The sequence below is a fragment of the Collinsella aerofaciens genome, assembly GCF_039758965.1.
Classification (GTDB): domain Bacteria; phylum Actinomycetota; class Coriobacteriia; order Coriobacteriales; family Coriobacteriaceae; genus Collinsella; species Collinsella aerofaciens_BR.
On the sequence record NZ_JBDMSL010000027.1, the window covers coordinates 15,963 to 33,542 of the forward strand.

Sequence of the window (17,580 nt, forward strand, 5' to 3'; positions counted from 1 at the left end):
TGAATGAAATGCTCGATTTAACAAAATTCACGACCGAACAGCGTAATCAAAGGTCAATGGACCTCGATACGATGACATCGCTGCAAATCGTCACGACGATGAACGATGAGGATCTTCGTGCCGTCCAGTCGGTCACGAAAGTGCTGCCCCAGGTTGCCACAGCAATCGACTGGGCTGCTGAGACACTCGAGCGCGGCGGGCGCGTCTTTTACATGGGCGCAGGCACCAGCGGTCGTCTGGGCGTACTCGACGCTTCGGAGTGTCCGCCCACGTTTGGCGTGTCACCCGATCTGATTGTCGGGCTCATTGCCGGAGGCGAGACGGCGTTTATCAAGGCTGTCGAAGGTGCCGAAGATAGCGATGAGCTTGGCGCGAACGACCTGCGGGAGCGTGGACTCTCGGACAAGGATCTTGTCGTTGGCCTGGCGGCAAGCGGTCGTACTCCTTATGTGGTGGGCGGCCTTGTGTACGCCAAGGCAACTGGGTGCAAGACCATTGCAATTGCCTGCAACCAAGGGTCGAAGATCGGGGAGAGCGCAGATCTTGCCATTGAGCCCGTGCCCGGTCCCGAGGTGCTGACCGGCTCAACGAGGCTCAAGGCGGGAACGGTTCAAAAGCTCATTCTCAACATGATTTCGACCGGTGCCATGGTCAAGATCGGCAAGGTATACCAAAACCTGATGGTCGATGTGCAGCAGACGAACGAGAAGTTGGTGGTGCGCGGCCAGAACATCGTGATGGAGGCGACCGGCTGCACGCGTGAGCGCGCTGTTCAGGCGCTTGCAGATGCCGGCGGCCACGTAAAAACCGCTATTGTCTCGGTACTGCTGGACTGCGATGCCGAGCAGGCTGCGTTAGCTCTTGAGCGGGCGCGAGGCCATGTCCGTGCTGCGGTGAGTGGCCATGAGAAGAGTAACGCCGATGCCCAATAGGTGCGCGGCGCGAGCTGATATGACATCCAGACGAGATACCCAATACAAGGAGGAGTTATGACGAACAAAGAGCTGGCTCAAAAGCTGCTGGACCTTTTGGGCGGTAAAGACAACGTGCTCGCAAACGCGGCGTGCATGACGCGCCTGCGCGTGACCGTCAAAGACACGGGCAACGTTGACACGGAGGGCATTAAGGCACTCGACGGCGTAATGGGCCTGGTCGAGGACGACACGATGCAGATCGTGCTGGGTCCGGGCAAGGTGAATAAGGTGCTCGAGGAGTTCTCCAAGCTCACCGGCCTTGCGAAAGGCGTTGCTGACGAGAGCGTGGTTGACGCTGCGGCCACAAACAAGGCCGCGCAGAAGGCCAAGTACGAGTCCAAGCCGGTTCAGGCCTTCCTCAAGAAGATTTCCAATGTCTTCGTCGCCCTGCTTCCCGGCATCATTGCGGCTGGCCTCATCAACGGTATCTGCAACGTCATTAACGTCTCGACGGCAGGAGCGCTTGCAGGCGAGTGGTGGTACCAGGGCATTCGTTCCATGGGCTGGGCCCTGTTTGCCTATCTGCCTATCTTGGTGGGCTATAACGCGGCACGTGAGTTTGGTGGTTCCGCTGCGCTGGGCGGCATCGCCGGCATGATGTGCATCGCCAACAGTGCCATGCCCCTGCTTGCGCCTGGCGCGGCTGATCCTGCCACTGCCATTTTGCTGCCGCTCACCAGTGCGCAGTACAACCCCGCAGCGGGCGGCATGATCGCGGCTCTCATCGCTGGCGCATTTTTTGCCTGGATGGAGCGTCAGATTCGCAAGGTTATGCCCAACGCACTCGACACGTTCTTGTCCCCGCTGCTGGTGCTCATCATCGGCGCCTTTGCTCTGATGCTCGTCATCCAGCCGGTAGGCGCATGGCTGACGACTGCCATCTTTAGCGTTTTGACCTTTATCTTCGAGAAGCTGGGCGTCCTGGGCGGCTATATCCTGTCGGCAGGCTTCTTGCCGCTGGTGTCCGTCGGCCTGCACCAGGCGCTCACGCCGATCCACGCTATGCTCAACGATCCCGACGGCGCTACCAAGGGTATCAATTACCTGCTTCCCATCCTTATGATGGCTGGCGGCGGCCAGGTCGGTGCCGGTTTGGCGCTGTACTTTAAGACCAAGAACGCCAAGCTCAAGAAGTACGTCGCAGAGTCCATTCCCGTTGGAATCCTGGGTGTGGGCGAGCCTCTGATGTATGCTGTTACGCTGCCGCTCGTTCGTCCGTTTGTGACGGCCTGCCTGGGTGCCGGATTTGGCGGCGCGCTCGCGGCGCTGCTTCACATCGGCACGGTTTCTCAGGGCGTTTCCGGTTTGTTTGGCCTGCTGATCGTCGTTCCTGGCCAGCAGCTCGGCTACGTTGCCGCTATGCTGCTTGCCTATGCCGCCGGCTTTGTCCTGACGTGGTTCTTTGGCGTCGACGAGCAGAAGATCAACGAGTTCTTTGGCGAGTAGTTTGATATTGCGAGCCGTGTTGCTCAGGGTTCGCGGCGCGCGGCAGATTTCTTGATGCTATGGTTGTGCCGGCGGGGCTAACTGCTCCGCCGGCCTTTTTTAAAGGAGCGTTGAAGCGTGAAAACGGGTATTTCGATTTATCTTTCCAGCCCATTGCAGGATATTGAGCGGACGATTGAGCGTGGTGCCGCGGCGGGTGCGCGCTATGCGTTCACCTCGCTGCATATTCCCGAGGATGGGGGAGCGGCGTATGCCGATAAGGTCCGTCATGTGCTGTCGCTGCTTTCCGCCCGCGGCATTGCGCTCATTGCCGATGTGGGGCCTCGCACGTGCGATTTGCTCGGGCTTGAGCGCATCGAGGACCTGCGCGATCTGGGATTGGAATACCTTCGTTTGGACTATGGCTTTAGCGCCCAGCGGGTCGCGGAGCTGTCCGGTGTATTTCGCATTGTGGTCAATGCATCGACGGTGAGTTCTGATGAAATCGCATCGTGGCGTGAAGCCGGCGCCGATGTGACTCGTTTTGCCGCCTGCCACAATTTTTACCCCAAGCCTTATACCGGTTTAGCTCTGGAGGACATTGCTCGGACGAATCTTCGTCTTGCGGCGCTTGGATTCGAAATCATGGCTTTTGTGCCGGGTGATGCTAACGTTCGCGGGCCGGTATTCGAGGGACTGCCGACGGTCGAGGCGCAGCGCGGTCGCGCGTCAAAGGTTGCTCTCAATATGCTTGAGCTTGCACATGGCGCCGATTGCGACATTGTGTTGGTCGGCGACCCCGATCTATCCGATGCGGGCTGGGCGCAGTTTGCTCAAGTTTCCGCCGGATACGTGGATTTGCAATGCGAGCTTGAGCCCGGTTATGCCTATGTGCGCGGGCAGATTCATCACGACCGGCCCGACTCGAGTGTCCTCATCTTTAGGTCTCAGGAGTCACGTACGAAGCTTAAGCCGGATTCCGTGCCGACGGATGCCGGAGCCGGCCTGCCGCGAAAGGCGGGGTCGATCGCTGTGAGTAATAGCGGATATGGGCGCTACGAAGGCGAGCTTGAGATTGCGCGGGTCGATCTTCCCGGTGACGAGCGCATGAACGTTGCGGGCCATATCACGCCCGAGGCAATGGAGCTGCTGCCGTTCATCAAACGCGGATTCGGGGTACGGTTCGTTTAGCGTGTGACCCGTGGGCTACAATTGGCCCATCGTACGAAGGCGCCTCGTGTGGCGTGTGCCTGCGTTGGCCGATCTATATTCGGAGGATTCTCATGACCGTACTGTTTGTTGAATATCCCAAGTGCTCGACCTGTAAGAAGGCCAAGGCATGGCTGGACGAACATGGGGTAGAGTATATCGATCGCGATATCGTTTTGGACAACCCCACGGCCGATGAGCTTGCGACCTGGATTGCTCGTTCGGGGCTGCCGGTGCGGCGCTTCTTTAATTCGTCGGGCATGAAATATCGAGAGCTGGGCCTGAAGGCGCGTCTGGATGCGGGCATGACGGATCGGGAGTGCTACGAGCTGCTGGCGACCGACGGCATGCTGGTCAAGCGTCCGCTGCTGGTGGGCGACGACTTTGCGATTCCCGGCTTTAGGGAATCGGCTTGGGCCGAGGCGTTGCTGTAGCGGCTGCGGAAAGTGCGACCCGGAATTCGCTTCCAGAATGGGATGCACTTTCCCAAAGTGGCTGGTTGCGGAAAGCACGTCCCATTCTGAGCTTCGATTGCGGGACACGGTTTCCGGTTGAGGGCTCGACGGGAAAGTAGGGACCAGTTTGAGCTTGAAATCTGGGACGCACTTTCCGCCGGCGGGCCTGCCCCAGTCAGTCCGCCAGCTGTGCCCATTCGTGCGGATCGTAAACCTTTACGTGTTTGTTGGGCTTGCCGCTCCAGTACTCCTCGTCCATAAAGGGCAGATATGCCTGAACGCCGGGGCAGATAAAGGGAATCCGCTGCTGTTGCAGTCGCTCGCGCTGGCGCTGCTCCAGGTGCGCCTCGGATATGACGGTCGGCATACCGGACAACTCGACGAGGCTTGCCTGGATTCGCTTAAGGTCGGGGAGTCCCGCGTGCCATGACATCCGCATGATCAAAAAGGATGCACGGCGGTATTTTGCCTGCACCACAGTAATGGCGGGGCGCAGTGTGGGATGGATTTTGTCCCGTTCGGGCCAAAGGTCGGCAGTGATCTCAAGGCCCAGGGTCTCCCATAGGTAATCAAGCTCTTCGTCCATGGCGCCTCGATATCTACGTGATCATTGATACTTCGATTGTGTTGCCTGGTGCTATCGTTTTCGCGGTAGAATCTGCCAACGGTTGACGGCTACCGCTCGCGGCGTTTTGCCCTTCGTGTACAGCGGTCGGCTTCACAGGTCCTTCACGGGTTGGACTAAATTAGGCCAATTTGACTGAATTTCAAAAAAGTCAAAATTGGGGCTTGCGTCACGGTGAGACTTCCCGTATATTTCTTTCTTGCGCAAAGGCACAGCCGAGCGCAGCGATGCAGTCATTGGGATGTCGTCTAATGGCAGGACAGCGGATTCTGGTTCCGTCAATGGGGGTTCGACTCCCTCCATCCCAGCCATTGCATTTGCTACATATGGCCCGTTCGTCTAGCGGTTTAGGACGCCGCCCTCTCAAGGCGGAGATCACCAGTTCGAATCTGGTACGGGCTACCAAAATTGAACGCCCGGGCCTCGTAAGAGACCCGGGTTTTGTGTATTGACCGTATATACGGCGCCTGCCGTGTTTCGCTCAGATCGAGGAGTAGCCATGGATCTGCCCATCAGCTTGCAAGACATCACGTATGCCGAGAACTATCTGGCGCAGGGCGACCTGGCTACGGCGACGCCGCTGCTGGAGCGTCTGGTGGAGCTCGCCGAGGAGTATATTGATGCTGAGTGCAAGACGGAGGAGAAGCGTCAATACTTTAGCTTCGATAGCAAGTTTGAGCGCTTGGCCTATCGCCGCGTGGAGAAGGATCCGCGCGAGCTCGTGCAGGTCGAGGTGCCGTTTGACCGCCTGTACTCTGACATGGCGTTTGCCTACATTCGCCAGCAGGATTATGTAAGCGCTCGTAATGCCCTGATGCAGGCTGTGCGTTGGGACCCCATGAACTGCAACTATCGCTTGGATTTGGCCGAGTTGTTCCGTGCACTCGAGGACAAGCAGGAATGGGCATCGCTCTCGTTCTCGGTGTTGGAGCGTGCAAGCGATGGCAAGTGCGCCGCCCGCGCTTACGCCAATCTAGGTCAGTACTTCTTGGAGCCCGAGACCGAGAACGTTTCGGCTGCCGTGGGCTGCGCGCGTCTGGCGCTGCGCCTGGCGCCCAACGATGCGCATACGACGCGCCTGCTCAACAAGATCCATACCACCTATCCGGATGCCGCCGATGAGAGCGACGACCACGTGATGGGTGAGCTCGCCCTGCAGGGCGTGCCGACCTCACCTTCGGCCGAGATCGCCATCTGCCTGATTATGTGCGCGACCGATGCTGCAAGCGACGGCGACAAGCAGGAGGCGACGCGCCTGACGGTACGTGCTCGCGACTTGGTGGGCGAGGAGGCCTGCGCGGCGATTATCAAACTGGTGCGCGAGAGCGATGCCGAGCTCAATGCCGAGCGCAAGGCAAAGCGCGAGACTGCGGGCTCAAACGCCGATGGAGCCAAGGAGGCCGGCGATGCCCAGTAAGCGCGAGCGCAAACTCATTTCCAAGAATCGCTCGGCACATCACGAGTACTTTATCGATGAGACGTTTGAGTGCGGTATTGAGCTGAGCGGCACCGAGGTCAAGTCGATTCGCGAGCGCGCCTGTCAGATCACTGACACTTTTGCGCTGATTCGTGGCGGCGAGTGCTGGCTCGTCGGACTGCATATCCACCCTTATAGCCATGGTGGCGTGTGGAATCGCGATCCCGACCGTCGGCGTCGTCTGCTTCTGCACCGCAAGGAGATCGACTTTCTTGACGGCAAACTTCGCAACCGTGGTTATGCGCTGGTTCCGTTGGAGCTCTACTTTAATACCGACGGCCGCGTAAAGCTGCTGCTGGGTCTGGGTCGCGGCAAGAAGCTCTACGACAAGCGCGAGGACATGGCCAAGCGTGATGTCCAACGCGAGATCGACCGCGCCCTTAAGGAACGCAACCGTTAGGCACTCTGCATAAGTTGCGGTGGAATACGGACTGTTTTTCCTGTTTGAGGGGCTATTCAGTCCCTATTTCACCGCAACTGCGGGCGTCTCATCTTTCTTACTGTTCTGACACATATGTCTTAAAGGCGGCGTCCGTTATGGGTGCCGCCTTTTTTGTGGGTACATTCATTCATGAGGTTCCAACCCGAGCTAGGGGAGTGATCGTTATGGACAAAACTGCGTTCTTTACCATGCCGAGCGGTCTGTACGTGGTGAGCGCTGCGGCAGACGGGTTGCGCGCCGGCTGCGTCATCAACACTGCGGTGCAGGTGACGTCCATGCCGCCGCGTATTTCGGTTGCCGTGAACAAGGACAATGTCACCTCGGGCGTCATCGCATCGGCCAAAGCGTTCGCGCTGACCGTGATCGATCAGACTGCCGACATGCTCTACATCGGTAACTTTGGGTTCCGCACCAGCAGCGATTATGACAAGTTTGCCAAATACGAGACCCGCGAGACGGCTCTGGGCATGCCCTATGTGCCTGAGCACGCGGCGGCCCTGTTTAGCTGCCGTTTGATCGACACTGTGGATGTGGGCACGCATCTGCTGTTTATTGGCGAGGTCGAGGATGCCGAGCGCCTGAGCGACGAGACGCCGCTGACGTACGACTACTATCACAAGGTGCTAAAGGGCAAGACGCCGCCCAAAGCCTCATCGTATCAAGGCTAGAAATGTTCTAAAAATACTTGCATTATGTTATTGAGAATATATACTAATAAGTAAGTACACCAGCAGTCACGTTCGAGAGGAGAACATCATGGCTGAGGAGAAGAAGACGTATAAGTTTGTGTGCACCGTTTGCGGTTACGAGGTTGAGGTCGACACGCCCGAGCTGCCCGAGGACTACGTGTGCCCGGTCTGCGGCGTCGGCCCCGATGAGTTTGAGCTTGTCGAGGAGTAGCTCGTAGACACACGACTTGCAACAACATATAGCTCTGTCCAAGGGCCCCGGTCGAATTCTCGGCCGGGACCCTTTTGATTTATCTGACGGTTTAAAACGGTCTCACGTGTTACAGATTGAGACGTTATATCTGGACAGTCACGCCATCCCAATTACATCCCCGTTAGCAGCACGATGTCGAGAATCGTCACGATGACGCCGATTCCTACGAGCAGCGCGTTGAGCGGGCGCGAGTTGGTGTATTTGCCCATGACGCGGGGCGAACTGGTGAGTCGTATGAGCACAAAGACCGTAATTGGCAGCTGAAGCGACAGCAGCGCCTGACTCCAGATGAGACCCTCAAAAGGATTCGGGACGATCAGGCACGCCGCCACTGCGCCGACGAAACAGACCGCCACTCCAATCGATGAGTGCCGGTCGTGGATGTCGTATTCCTCGTCGAACATGCCCGCGGTGATGGTGCCCGCCGCCATGCCCGCCGTCACACTACTCGATATGCCCGCAAACAGCAGCGCCACCGCAAAGATGGTCGAGCTTGCCGGGCCCAGAATGGGGGAGAGCGTGTCCGCTGCGACGGCGAGGTCGTCTACGAGAATGCCGTGCGCAAAGAAGGTCGTTGCGGCCAGGATGACCATGGCCGAGTTGATCGCCCAGCCCACGCCCATCGAAAAGAGCGTGTCGAAGAGCTCGTAGCGCAGACGTTCCTCGATAACCTGCTCGCCTTGGCCTTCGAAGTGCATGGATTGGATGACCTCGGAGTGTAGAAAGAGGTTGTGGGGCATAACGACCGCACCCAGGACACTAACGATAATCGCGGCCGAGCCGGTGGGCATACTGGGTGTGATCCAGCTTGCGGCGGCCTGCGGCCAGTCGACCTTGACCAGCGTAAGCTCAGCCAAAAACGAGAGTCCTACCATGCCTACGAAGGCGATGATCCATCGCTCGGCGCGCTTGTAGGAGCTCGTCATGAGCATCGCCATCGATACTGCCGCCACGATGACGCAGCCCGCGCGCACGGGCAGCCCAAAGAGCATCTGGAGCGCGATCGCACCGCCCAGGACTTCGGCCATGGCGGTGGCGATGGTCGCGAGGTAGGCACTGGCGAGCACCGTGCGCCCAACGAAGCGGGGGAGAAAGCGGGTCGTGGCCTCGGCAAGGCAGGCGCCCGTGGCGATACCCAGGTGTGCCGCGTTGTGCTGCAACACGATGAGCATGATCGTGGACAGCGTGACGATCCACAGCAGCGCGTAGCCAAACTGCGAGCCGGCGGCCATATTGGAGGCCCAATTGCCTGGGTCGATAAAGCCGACGGTCACGAGCAGCCCGGGGCCGATGTGCCGGGCGATATCCAGACCTCCGTGGCCTCCGGTGCGGTGCGAGCCAAAGTGTTGTTTGAGATGGTTGAGCATGGTGAGCTCCTGCGTGCCGTTTGTTTGACGCCGCAAAGGATACCCGTTTTAGGCCAAAAAGTTAACCGAGACTAACAAAATAGTTGTATTTGAATAAGATGGTGAAAAGGGGATTGCCGAAATGTCTTGATCTGTAACAACTAGGGATGGAAATTGGGTTTAGGTGTTACAGATCAAGACAGGAAGAAATGGTCCTATGGAATATCTCGATCTGTAACAGCTGGCCGCCAAAACCGACCCTCCGTGTTACAGATTGAGACATTCGGAGCCGTTTCTCAAAAACGTCTCAATCTGTAACATCTAGGCGCCAAAATTGGGTCTTCCTGTTACAGATTGAGATGTTAGATGCACTGAGCTTACAGACCGCCCGGCACGCGGAAGGTGGCGTTGTCGATGGGTTCAATCGACACCTCGGGCGCGTACTCCACCTGCGGCACCCACTCGTAGGGCGTGCGTTACGCGATTGTTTCGAAACGGGCGGGAAACACAACGGGCCGGCGATGCACCTAGTATGCCTAGTCAACTGACTGTCTAACACCTAGGGGAGGATCGCGATGCAGGCAGATTCCGCTCAGCAGCAGGGCCTTTATCGCCCCGAATTCGACCACGATGCATGTGGCATCGGCGCGCTTGCCGATATCAACGGCGAGCGCCATCACCAGATTCTGGACGACGCGCTGTCCATTCTGGTCAACTTGGAGCACCGCGGCGGTACGGGACTCGAGAAGAACACCGGCGACGGCGCCGGCATCCTGTTCCAGGTTCCGCATCATTTTTTCCGCAAAGAGGCTCAAAAGTGCGGCCAGATTCTGCCGGCAGAGGGCGACTATGGCGTGGCCATGCTGTTCTTCCCGCAGGACGACAAGGGCGTAGAGGATGCCCGTCGCGTGTTTGAGGAGGGCTGCGCCGAGGCCGGCGTGCCGCTGCTCTTTTGGCGCGAGGTGCCGGTCGACCCGCACGACCTGGGCGAGACAGCCCGCGCCTGCATGCCCACCATCTTGCAGGCTTTCCTGGGCCGTCCGGACGACACGCCCGCCGGCGACGCCTTCGAGCGCCGCCTGTACGTGTGCCGCCGCACCATCGAGAAGAAGGCTGACGCCGAGTTTGCCCTGCGCGACAAGATCTTCTATGTGTGCTCCATGAGCTCGCGCACCATCGTGTACAAGGGCATGCTGGTCGCCACACAGATGCGCCGCTTCTTCATCGATCTCAACGACGCCGCCGTCAAGACGGCCGTGGCGCTTGTCCACTCGCGCTACTCCACCAACACCACGCCCAGCTGGGAACGCGCGCACCCCAACCGTTTTATCATCCATAACGGCGAGATCAACACCCTCAAGGGCAACGTCAACTGGATCCGCGCCCGCGAGCCCAACCTGTACAGTCCCGTGCTGCAGCATGATCTTGAGCGCGTGATGCCCATCATCAACCGCGAGGGCTCCGATTCCGCGATTCTGGACAATGTGCTTGAGTTTTTGGTCATGAACGGTCGCCCGCTTACGCGTGCCGCGTCCATGTTACTGCCTGAGCCGTGGGACCACAACGACAGTCTGAGTGAGGAGCGCCGCGCCTACGACGCTTACCAGTCCATGCTCATGGAGCCGTGGGACGGTCCTGCCGCTATCGCCTTTACCGACGGCCGTACCCTGGGTGCCGCCCTCGACCGTAACGGCCTGCGTCCGGCTCGCTACTACGTGACGCGTGACGGCCGCTTTATGCTGGCGAGTGAGGTGGGCACCATCGAGGTGAGCCCCGAGAACATCCTGACGAGCGGCTGTCTGGGACCGGGCCAGATGCTCGAGGTCGATTTTGCCCGCGGCCGCGTGATCTACAACGACGAGCTGCGCGCCCGCTATGCCAAGGAAAAGCCCTACCGTGATTGGATTGCCGAGGAGACACTGACCGTCGACGCGCTCGATGAGCCCGTTGCGGCAACACCCGCCGAGGACGCCGAGGTGCCTGCCGTCGTGCGCATGGCTAAGCTCGGCTATCACTGGGATGATGTTGACGAAGTCGTGCGTCCCATGGCCCAGCAGGGCAAGGCGCCGCTCGCCTCGATGGGTATCGATGTGCCGCTGGCCTGCCTGTCCAAGAAGACGCGCTCGTTCTTTGACTACTTCTATCAGCTGTTCGCCCAGGTCACGAACCCGCCCATCGACGCCCTTCGCGAGCATATGGTCACCTCGACCACGCTCTACCTGGGCAACCACGGCAACCTGCTCGAGGACTCTCGTGCGGCCTGTCAGCTGGTGCGCTTGGAGCGCCCACTGCTGAGCGAGGAGGAGTTCGAGCGTATCTGCGCCATCGACCGCGTGGGCTTTAAGACCCGCCGTTTCCGTGCCGTGTACCGCCGCGACGCGGGTGAGGGCGCGCTGCAGGCTGCGCTCAAGCAGCTTGCCGAAGACGTCGAGGCCGCGGTTCGCGATGGCGTGAACATCGTGGTGCTGAGCGACCGTGCTGCGGCGGGCGAGGTCCCTGTGCCGTCGCTGCTCGCCGTGGGCTGCGTGCACAACCACCTGATTCGCGCCGGCGTGCGTACCTTTGCCGACATCGTGGTGGAGTGCGGCGACGCCGTGTCCCCGCACGACTTTGCGGCACTGGTGGGCTACTCCGCGAGCGGCATCTATCCGTACAACGCGCACGCGTGCATTCGCGACTTGGCGGTGCACGGCGATCTGGACGTGACAGCCGAGCAGGGCATCGCCAACTACAACAAGGCTGCGACCGCTGGCATCGTTTCCATCATGTCCAAGATGGGCATCTCCACGGTGCAGAGCTACCACTCCGCGCAGATCTTCGAGGCCGTGGGCTTCACTCCGGAGTTCGTCAACGCGTACTTCGCCGGCACGGTGAGCCGTGTGGGCGGTATGGGTGTCGAGGACGTCGAGCGCGAGCAGAATGAGCGCTACGACGCCGCGCTCGCTATCCTTAAGAGCCCGGCTCCCGATCAGCTGCCCACGCTGGGTCTGACCAAGTGGCGCCCGCTCGGCGGCGAGGATCACCTTATCGACCCGCAGACCGTCTACCTGCTGCAGACCGCCTGCCGCGAGGACAGCTACGACACCTTTAAGGAGTACAGCGCCCGCCTGCACCGCACCGGCCGTGCCGTGCGCCTGCGTGACCTGCTGGACTTTAATGCCAACGGTCGCACCCCGGTGGCACTCGACGAGGTGGAGCCCGCGCTCAACATCGTCCGCCGCTTTAACACCGGCGCCATGTCGTACGGCTCCATCAGCAAGGAAGCACACGAGTGCATGGCCATCGCCATGAACCGCCTGCACGGCCGTTCCAACTCGGGCGAGGGCGGCGAGGACCCGCGTCGCGAGACCCCGCTGGCTAACGGTGACTCCAAGAACTCCGCCATCAAGCAGGTGGCAAGCGCGCGCTTTGGCGTGACGAGCCGCTACCTGTGCAGCGCCTTCGAGATTCAGATCAAGATGGCCCAGGGCGCCAAGCCCGGCGAGGGCGGCCACCTGCCCGGCAAGAAGGTCTACCCCTGGATCGCCGAGGTTCGTCAGTCCACGCCCGGCATCGGCCTGATCTCGCCTCCGCCGCACCACGACATCTACTCCATCGAGGACCTGGCAGAGCTGATCTTTGACCTTAAGAACGCCAACCCCGGCGCTCGCGTGTCGGTCAAGCTGGTCAGCGAGGCCGGTGTCGGCACCATCGCCACCGGTGTGGCCAAGGGTGCCGCCGACAAGATCTTGATCAGCGGCCACAACGGCGGCTCCGGTGCCGCGGCGCGCGATTCGATCTGGCACGCCGGTCTGCCGCTGGAGCTTGGCCTTGCCGAGGCCCAGCAGACGCTGCTGCAAAACGGCCTGCGCTCGCGCGTGGTGCTCGAGGCCGACGGCAAGCTCATGGACGGTACCGATGTCGCCGTCGCCTGCCTGCTGGGTGCCGAGGAGTTTGGTTTTGCGACCATGCCGCTCATCTCCATGGGCTGCCTCATGCAGCGCGACTGCCAGCAGGACACCTGCCCGGCCGGCATCGCTACGCAAAACTGCCGCCTGCGTCGCGGCTTCCGCGGCAAGCCCGAGCACGTCGAGCGCTTTATGCTCTTTGTTGCCGAGCAGCTGCGCGAGGTCATGGCGAGCCTGGGCTTCCGCACCGTCGACGAGATGGTCGGCCATCCCGAGTGCTTGCGCCAGATCGAGGTCCCGGGCAATCGCAAGGCTAACCTGCTGGATCTGTCGCCCGTGCTGGCAAGCGCGACCTGTGAGTTTGGTGCCCACATCCCGGGTGCCGACGGTCGTCACTTCCTGCCGCAGATGGCTGCCGACAGCGAGCTCGACAAGACGCTCGACTCCACGTTGTTTGTGCCCTATACGGCCGATGCCCGTGCGCACCTGCGTCCGATTCGCTTCCGCGCCGATATCGCCAACGTCAACCGCTGCGTGGGCACCATCTTGGGTAACGCGGTGACCAAGGCGCATCCCGAGGGCCTGCCCGCCGGCTCCATCACCATCGATTGCGATGGTTCGGCTGGTCAGAGCTTTGGCGCCTTCCTGCCGCGCGGCATTACGCTCAACGTGTGCGGCGACGCCAACGACTACTTTGGCAAGGGCCTTTCGGGCGGCGAGGTGTCGGTGCGCCCCAACCCGCATGCGACCTACAAGTTCGACGAGAACATCATCGTGGGCAATGTTGCGTTCTTTGGCGCCACGAGCGGTCGCGGTTTCATTAACGGCCTGGCAGGCCAGCGCTTTGGCGTGCGCAACTCCGGTGCCACGGTGGTGGTCGAGGGCTGCGGCAACCATGGCTGCGAGTACATGACGGGCGGTCTGGCGCTCATCCTGGGCGAGGTCGGGCAGAACTTCGCCGCCGGCATGACGGGCGGCGTGGCTTACGTCTTTGACCAGTACGGCACGCTCGATGCCCGTGTGAACCACGAGAGCGTTGAGCTCAAGGCCCCGACGGCCGGCGAGCTGGCGCAGATTCGTGCGCTCATCCAGGAGCACGTGGACGCGACGCAGAGCCCGCGCGGTATTAAGCTGCTCTACAGCTTTGAGACGATGAGCAAGCACTTTGTGAAGGTCATTCCAACCGAGTACGAGCGCGTGCTGGCGATTGTCGCCGCCGCCGAGGCCGTCGGCAAGACGCATGCGCAGGCCGAGGAGCTGGCGTTTGACATTGTGACCGGTCGCGCCGACGCCGCCGATGTCGCTCGCTTTGATGTGGCGGGTGGTGCTGCTGGCGCGGGCGCTGCGTCCGTGGCTGCCAGCTCTGTTGCTTCGACCAAGAAGGAGGCGTAAGTGCCATGGGTAAGCCCGGTGCTTTTCTTGATATCGATCGCGTGACCCACGAGCTGCGCCCCGTGGAGGAGCGCAGCCGCGATTTCGATCCGCTGTACGTGGAGCTCGACGACGATGCGCGCCGTGCCCAGGCGAGCCGCTGCATGATGTGTGGTGTGGCGTTTTGCCAGATGGGCGCGAGCTTTGGCAAGGCGCGTCCGAGTGGCTGCCCGCTGCACAATCTGATTCCCGAGTGGAATGAGCTGGTGTACCGCGGCCGCTGGGATGAGGCTGTCGAGCGCCTGTCGCTCACCTCGCCCATGCCCGAGTTTACGAGTCGCGTGTGCCCGGCGTTGTGCGAGGCCGCGTGCAACCTGGGTTCGGTCGATGGCCAACCCACGACGATCCATGACAACGAGCGTGCGATCAGCGACCATGAGTGGGCCAACGGCGGTCCGCGCCGCTTTGAGCCGGCAGGGGAGGGCGCGCCCACGGTTGCCGTGGTGGGCTCTGGTCCTGCTGGTCTGGCGGCAGCATGGGAGCTTGCGCGTCGCGGTGCCCGCGTGACGGTGTTTGAGCGTGACGACCGCCCGGGCGGCCTGCTCATGTACGGCATTCCCAACATGAAGCTCGAGAAGTCCGTGGTCGAGCGTCGCGTGGCACTTATGCGCGAGCTGGGTATCGTCTTTGAGCTGGGCGCTGACGTTACGAACCCTGCGGTGGCGGCCAAGCTCGATGGCTTTGACGCCGTCGTGGTGGCTGCCGGCGCCCGCGCCCCGCGTGGGCTTTCTGCTGCGAACATCGATGCGCCCGGCGTGGTGTATGCCGTGGACTACCTGACGGCTTCGACCATCTCGGTGCTCGATGGCGGCGAGCCCACGGTGAACGCGCGCGGCCTGGACGTTGTGGTCGTTGGCGGCGGCGATACCGGCAACGACTGCGTGGGTACCGCGGTGCGTCAGGGCGCGCGCAGCGTGCGCCAGTTTGAGTTCTTGCCGGCGGCGCCTGATGCGCGCGCGGCGAGCAACCCCTGGCCGCAGTGGCCAAACGTTAAGAAGACCGACTACGGCCAGCAGGAGGCCATCGCTGCCATGGGCGGCGAGATGCGCGCTTGGGGCGTGGATACGCTCGAGGTGCTGCTGGATAAGAAGGGCACTGCCGCGGGCCTGCGCGTGGCCGACCTAGATTGGTCGGCCGGCAAGCCTGAACGCATTGCGGGCTCCGAGCACGAGGTGCCGGCGCAGCTGGTGCTGATCGCCTGCGGCTTCACGGGCCCGGAGCACAGTGTGTTCGACGCCGTTGGCGTGCCCGTTGCCACTGCTGGTCGTCCGCTGCCTGTGATGGCCGCCGAGAGCTCGCATCTTGCGGCGCGTGTCGGCGGCGTCGCCGCGGATGCCGCGCCGGTGTATGTTGCCGGTGATGCGCGCAACGGCAGCTCGCTCGTGGTGAGCGCCATGGCCGACGCCCTGGCCTGCGCTGCCGAAGTCGCCGAGGCGCTGGAGCTGTAAGGCGGCTGTCCACAGCTGAATCGTCAAGGGCCGTCCCCAACGGCCGGCCCAAAAGGAACGTCCCCAAGTGCCGGCAGTTGGGGACGTTCCTTTTGGGCCGGCACCCGGGGACACTCCTTGCGGGTTTGCGACCGATTTGTCCGTTTGTCGACGCGCGAGTGTCCATTCGGCGTCTTCTTGAGCTGTGGTGCTCTGCTGTTTCTGTGGTGGCCGGGGGCGCTTGGCTCAAAAGGGCGGGTTGGCCGTCTATGTTTACCTGCGGTTTTGTTGCGGTGCGCATTTTCGGTCAAGCATCCCGTCAAGTGTTTGGTCAGCATCTGGTTTGCGGCCGGAGGCCTATTTTGCCCGCGCTGGTCGTGGCTGCCCACCCTCCTCGTAAGCTCAAATTGAGGTCTATCAGTTTGAGGAGGATGCCATGACTGACCACGCTTTAGACCGAGCGCAGCTAGCCGAAGCCGTCGGCAACGATATTGCCGACATGGCCCATTTTTGGATGCTGCGGAAGTTCCAGTTTTTGGAGCCGGCGCGCGAACAGTTCGAGATCATTGTCGACCCGTGGCTCAGCTATTGCACCGAGCCTTCGCAAAACGAAATCATGGCCTATAACATGGCATTTACCGATTGGCTGCTCTTCGAGCGCCCCTATCGCCATGGCAAGACGCTGCTCGAGCTGTATGTTGACGAGCCGCCGGCATCGCTTTCGCCTGCCTCGCTCAAGCGGCTCGAGCAGGTACGCGACACGCAGTATTTCTCGCGCTTTGGCATTTTGGACAAGGATCCTGCGACTGGTATGGTCGCGCTGAAGGACACGCGCACCGACCGTCGTTTTGATGTCTACGACCCGCATATCGTGCAAAAGGAGCATTGGAGCGACGGAGCGATTGCGGTGCGCCTCGCCTGCGTCGACGATGTCTGGCTGACGGCGGGACAGCTCTATCTGTATGACATCGCACGCCTGAGTGACACGGCGGTCGATGGACCGGGTGCGGTGCATCCCGAGGATCTGCAGGATGGCTTTGACACCTCGTGCATCAGCTTCTTTTTGCGCCTGGTCCGCGACATCATGGGCGCCCAGGGGCGCTACGTAAAGTCCCTCAACATCTACGAACAAGAATGGGAGTAGGGGATGTGACTGGCATCGCCCTGCTGCCCTGACTTTGTCTCAATCTGTAACGTTTGGCGGCTGTTTGGGCCCGTAACTGTTACAGATTGAGACGGAAGGTTGGCGGCTGCCGAAAGATCTTGTTCTGTAACAACTAGAGGCTCAAAGACTGTCTTCCTGTTACAGATCAAGACATTTGTCAGCGGAGGCAACGGTGACGATGGTCCATTTGTCTGACGTGGTGGTGATGAAAGTGTCTAATACCGTTCTCAAACACAAACATGCGACTCGCAACACGTTGGCGTGGAATAGGATGCTCGCGCGGCTCACGGAGAAGACGGCCAAGCAAGGTGCGCTGCTCGCAACGCATGACAATACCGAGCTTATGTGGCTACGACGCCATGTTGGAACCGACGATATCGCGGAGCCCGAGCCGTACCTGTTCTGTTTTCAGCATGATTGGGATGCATTGACGCCGGCGGAGTGAGCGCTGAGGACTATCAAAGGGCTTGCGGAATTTCATCCCGATTGGGCGTTTTGGGGATATGACGCCGCGCTGATATGGGGTCTGGAGATGCCGAATGATCTGCTCGGGCCGCGTTTCCTTGTTAAGACTTGCTGTTCGGTGACGTTGAGCGGCGGGTGCAGGTTGTTGCGTCCGCAGATTGCGGGCGCGCTCGAGCGCGTCGACGGCGTGCGGGTGACGTCGTTTTGGCGCACGGCGGAGGATTGCTTGCTGCTGTTGATGTTCACTAAGAAGTGGTCCGAGTGATCACCGGGAAATGAGCACCGTGAGCACGAAAAATTGAGCAGTTTA

Annotated in this window: 15 protein-coding genes and 2 tRNA genes; 15 read left to right on the forward strand and 2 right to left on the reverse strand. The window is 60.8% G+C overall.

Going from position 1 to position 17,580, the window contains the following annotated elements:
* Window positions 1-8 precede the first annotated feature (8 nt).
* From murQ to ABHU32_RS08735, 4 genes are all read left to right on the forward strand, one after another.
* Complete coding sequence (gene murQ, locus ABHU32_RS08720) at window positions 9-932, forward strand: N-acetylmuramic acid 6-phosphate etherase (protein ID WP_346979661.1); 924 nt, start codon at window positions 9-11, stop codon at window positions 930-932.
* A gap of 57 nt (window positions 933-989) precedes the next feature.
* Window positions 990-2,420: a PTS transporter subunit EIIC gene (locus tag ABHU32_RS08725; RefSeq protein WP_117757888.1), complete on the forward strand. Its 1,431-nt coding sequence runs from the start codon at window positions 990-992 to the stop codon at window positions 2,418-2,420.
* A gap of 117 nt (window positions 2,421-2,537) precedes the next feature.
* Window positions 2,538-3,590, forward strand: coding sequence for a MupG family TIM beta-alpha barrel fold protein (locus ABHU32_RS08730; RefSeq protein WP_346979662.1), 1,053 nt, complete (start codon window positions 2,538-2,540; stop codon window positions 3,588-3,590).
* A gap of 92 nt (window positions 3,591-3,682) precedes the next feature.
* Window positions 3,683-4,042, forward strand: coding sequence for an arsenate reductase family protein (locus tag ABHU32_RS08735; RefSeq protein WP_118226386.1), 360 nt, complete (start codon window positions 3,683-3,685; stop codon window positions 4,040-4,042).
* A 196-nt stretch (window positions 4,043-4,238) separates the two neighbouring features.
* On the opposite strand, the gene ABHU32_RS08740 is transcribed toward ABHU32_RS08735, so the two are convergent.
* Window positions 4,239-4,649 carry a hypothetical protein gene (locus tag ABHU32_RS08740; RefSeq protein ID WP_006235322.1) on the reverse strand — a complete coding sequence of 137 codons (411 nt, stop codon included), beginning with the start codon at window positions 4,647-4,649 and terminating at the stop codon, window positions 4,239-4,241.
* A gap of 276 nt (window positions 4,650-4,925) precedes the next feature.
* Between ABHU32_RS08740 and ABHU32_RS08745 the strand changes: the two genes are divergently transcribed.
* The 6 genes from ABHU32_RS08745 to ABHU32_RS08770 all read left to right on the forward strand — a co-directional run bounded on the left by ABHU32_RS08745 (window position 4,926) and on the right by ABHU32_RS08770 (window position 7,507).
* Window positions 4,926-4,999 (forward strand) — tRNA-Gln (locus ABHU32_RS08745).
* A 17-nt stretch (window positions 5,000-5,016) separates the two neighbouring features.
* Window positions 5,017-5,093, forward strand: a tRNA-Glu gene (locus ABHU32_RS08750).
* 94 nt (window positions 5,094-5,187) lie between these two features.
* On the forward strand, window positions 5,188-6,105 hold the full coding sequence (locus ABHU32_RS08755; RefSeq protein ID WP_035137397.1) for a tetratricopeptide repeat protein: 918 nt from the start codon (window positions 5,188-5,190) through the stop codon (window positions 6,103-6,105).
* Window positions 6,095-6,565 carry an SsrA-binding protein SmpB gene (smpB, locus tag ABHU32_RS08760; RefSeq protein WP_006235325.1) on the forward strand — a complete coding sequence of 157 codons (471 nt, stop codon included), beginning with the start codon at window positions 6,095-6,097 and terminating at the stop codon, window positions 6,563-6,565. Before ABHU32_RS08755 ends, smpB begins: the two co-directional genes overlap by 11 nt.
* 206 nt (window positions 6,566-6,771) lie before the next feature.
* The gene (locus tag ABHU32_RS08765; protein ID WP_117746556.1) at window positions 6,772-7,275 is read left to right on the forward strand and encodes a flavin reductase family protein; all 504 of its coding nucleotides are present in this window, start codon (window positions 6,772-6,774) and stop codon (window positions 7,273-7,275) included.
* An 88-nt stretch (window positions 7,276-7,363) separates the two neighbouring features.
* A complete protein-coding gene (locus tag ABHU32_RS08770) occupies window positions 7,364-7,507 on the forward strand; it encodes a rubredoxin-like domain-containing protein (protein WP_006235327.1) in 144 nt (47 codons plus the stop codon).
* Window positions 7,508-7,659: 152 nt separating this feature from the next.
* Here ABHU32_RS08770 and ABHU32_RS08775 read toward each other — a convergent pair whose 3' ends face one another.
* A complete protein-coding gene (locus tag ABHU32_RS08775; RefSeq protein ID WP_346979663.1) occupies window positions 7,660-8,952 on the reverse strand; it encodes an Nramp family divalent metal transporter in 1,293 nt (430 codons plus the stop codon).
* Between the two features lie 518 nt (window positions 8,953-9,470).
* On the opposite strand from ABHU32_RS08775, the gene gltB reads away from it, so the two are divergent.
* From gltB to ABHU32_RS08800, 5 genes are all read left to right on the forward strand, one after another.
* Window positions 9,471-14,174: a glutamate synthase large subunit gene (gene gltB / locus ABHU32_RS08780; RefSeq protein ID WP_346979664.1), complete on the forward strand. Its 4,704-nt coding sequence runs from the start codon at window positions 9,471-9,473 to the stop codon at window positions 14,172-14,174.
* A 5-nt stretch (window positions 14,175-14,179) separates the two neighbouring features.
* Window positions 14,180-15,661 (forward strand): glutamate synthase subunit beta, encoded by a 1,482-nt coding sequence (locus ABHU32_RS08785; protein WP_346979665.1) that lies wholly within the window; start codon window positions 14,180-14,182, stop codon window positions 15,659-15,661.
* 415 nt (window positions 15,662-16,076) lie between these two features.
* Window positions 16,077-16,784 carry a hypothetical protein gene (locus tag ABHU32_RS08790; protein WP_346979666.1) on the forward strand — a complete coding sequence of 236 codons (708 nt, stop codon included), beginning with the start codon at window positions 16,077-16,079 and terminating at the stop codon, window positions 16,782-16,784.
* 193 nt (window positions 16,785-16,977) lie between these two features.
* A complete protein-coding gene (locus tag ABHU32_RS08795) occupies window positions 16,978-17,250 on the forward strand; it encodes a hypothetical protein (protein WP_346979667.1) in 273 nt (90 codons plus the stop codon).
* A gap of 87 nt (window positions 17,251-17,337) precedes the next feature.
* Window positions 17,338-17,535, forward strand: a complete 198-nt coding sequence (locus tag ABHU32_RS08800) for a hypothetical protein (protein WP_346979668.1) — start codon at window positions 17,338-17,340, stop codon at window positions 17,533-17,535.
* The last annotated feature ends 45 nt before the right edge of the window (window positions 17,536-17,580 follow it).

What these genes read in the sequence shown, in the direction of transcription:
- murQ (WP_346979661.1), top strand. Translation starts at nt 9, where the DNA reads ATGCTCGATTTAACAAAATTCACGACCGAACAGCGTAATCAAAGGTCA.
- ABHU32_RS08725 (WP_117757888.1), top strand. Translation starts at nt 990, where the DNA reads ATGACGAACAAAGAGCTGGCTCAAAAGCTGCTGGACCTTTTGGGCGGT.
- ABHU32_RS08735 (WP_118226386.1), top strand. Translation starts at nt 3,683, where the DNA reads ATGACCGTACTGTTTGTTGAATATCCCAAGTGCTCGACCTGTAAGAAG.
- ABHU32_RS08740 (WP_006235322.1), bottom strand. Translation starts at nt 4,649, where the DNA reads ATGGACGAAGAGCTTGATTACCTATGGGAGACCCTGGGCCTTGAGATC.
- ABHU32_RS08755 (WP_035137397.1), top strand. Translation starts at nt 5,188, where the DNA reads ATGGATCTGCCCATCAGCTTGCAAGACATCACGTATGCCGAGAACTAT.
- smpB (WP_006235325.1), top strand. Translation starts at nt 6,095, where the DNA reads ATGCCCAGTAAGCGCGAGCGCAAACTCATTTCCAAGAATCGCTCGGCA.
- ABHU32_RS08765 (WP_117746556.1), top strand. Translation starts at nt 6,772, where the DNA reads ATGGACAAAACTGCGTTCTTTACCATGCCGAGCGGTCTGTACGTGGTG.
- ABHU32_RS08770 (WP_006235327.1), top strand. Translation starts at nt 7,364, where the DNA reads ATGGCTGAGGAGAAGAAGACGTATAAGTTTGTGTGCACCGTTTGCGGT.
- gltB (WP_346979664.1), top strand. Translation starts at nt 9,471, where the DNA reads ATGCAGGCAGATTCCGCTCAGCAGCAGGGCCTTTATCGCCCCGAATTC.
- ABHU32_RS08785 (WP_346979665.1), top strand. Translation starts at nt 14,180, where the DNA reads ATGGGTAAGCCCGGTGCTTTTCTTGATATCGATCGCGTGACCCACGAG.
- ABHU32_RS08790 (WP_346979666.1), top strand. Translation starts at nt 16,077, where the DNA reads ATGACTGACCACGCTTTAGACCGAGCGCAGCTAGCCGAAGCCGTCGGC.
- ABHU32_RS08800 (WP_346979668.1), top strand. Translation starts at nt 17,338, where the DNA reads ATGCCGAATGATCTGCTCGGGCCGCGTTTCCTTGTTAAGACTTGCTGT.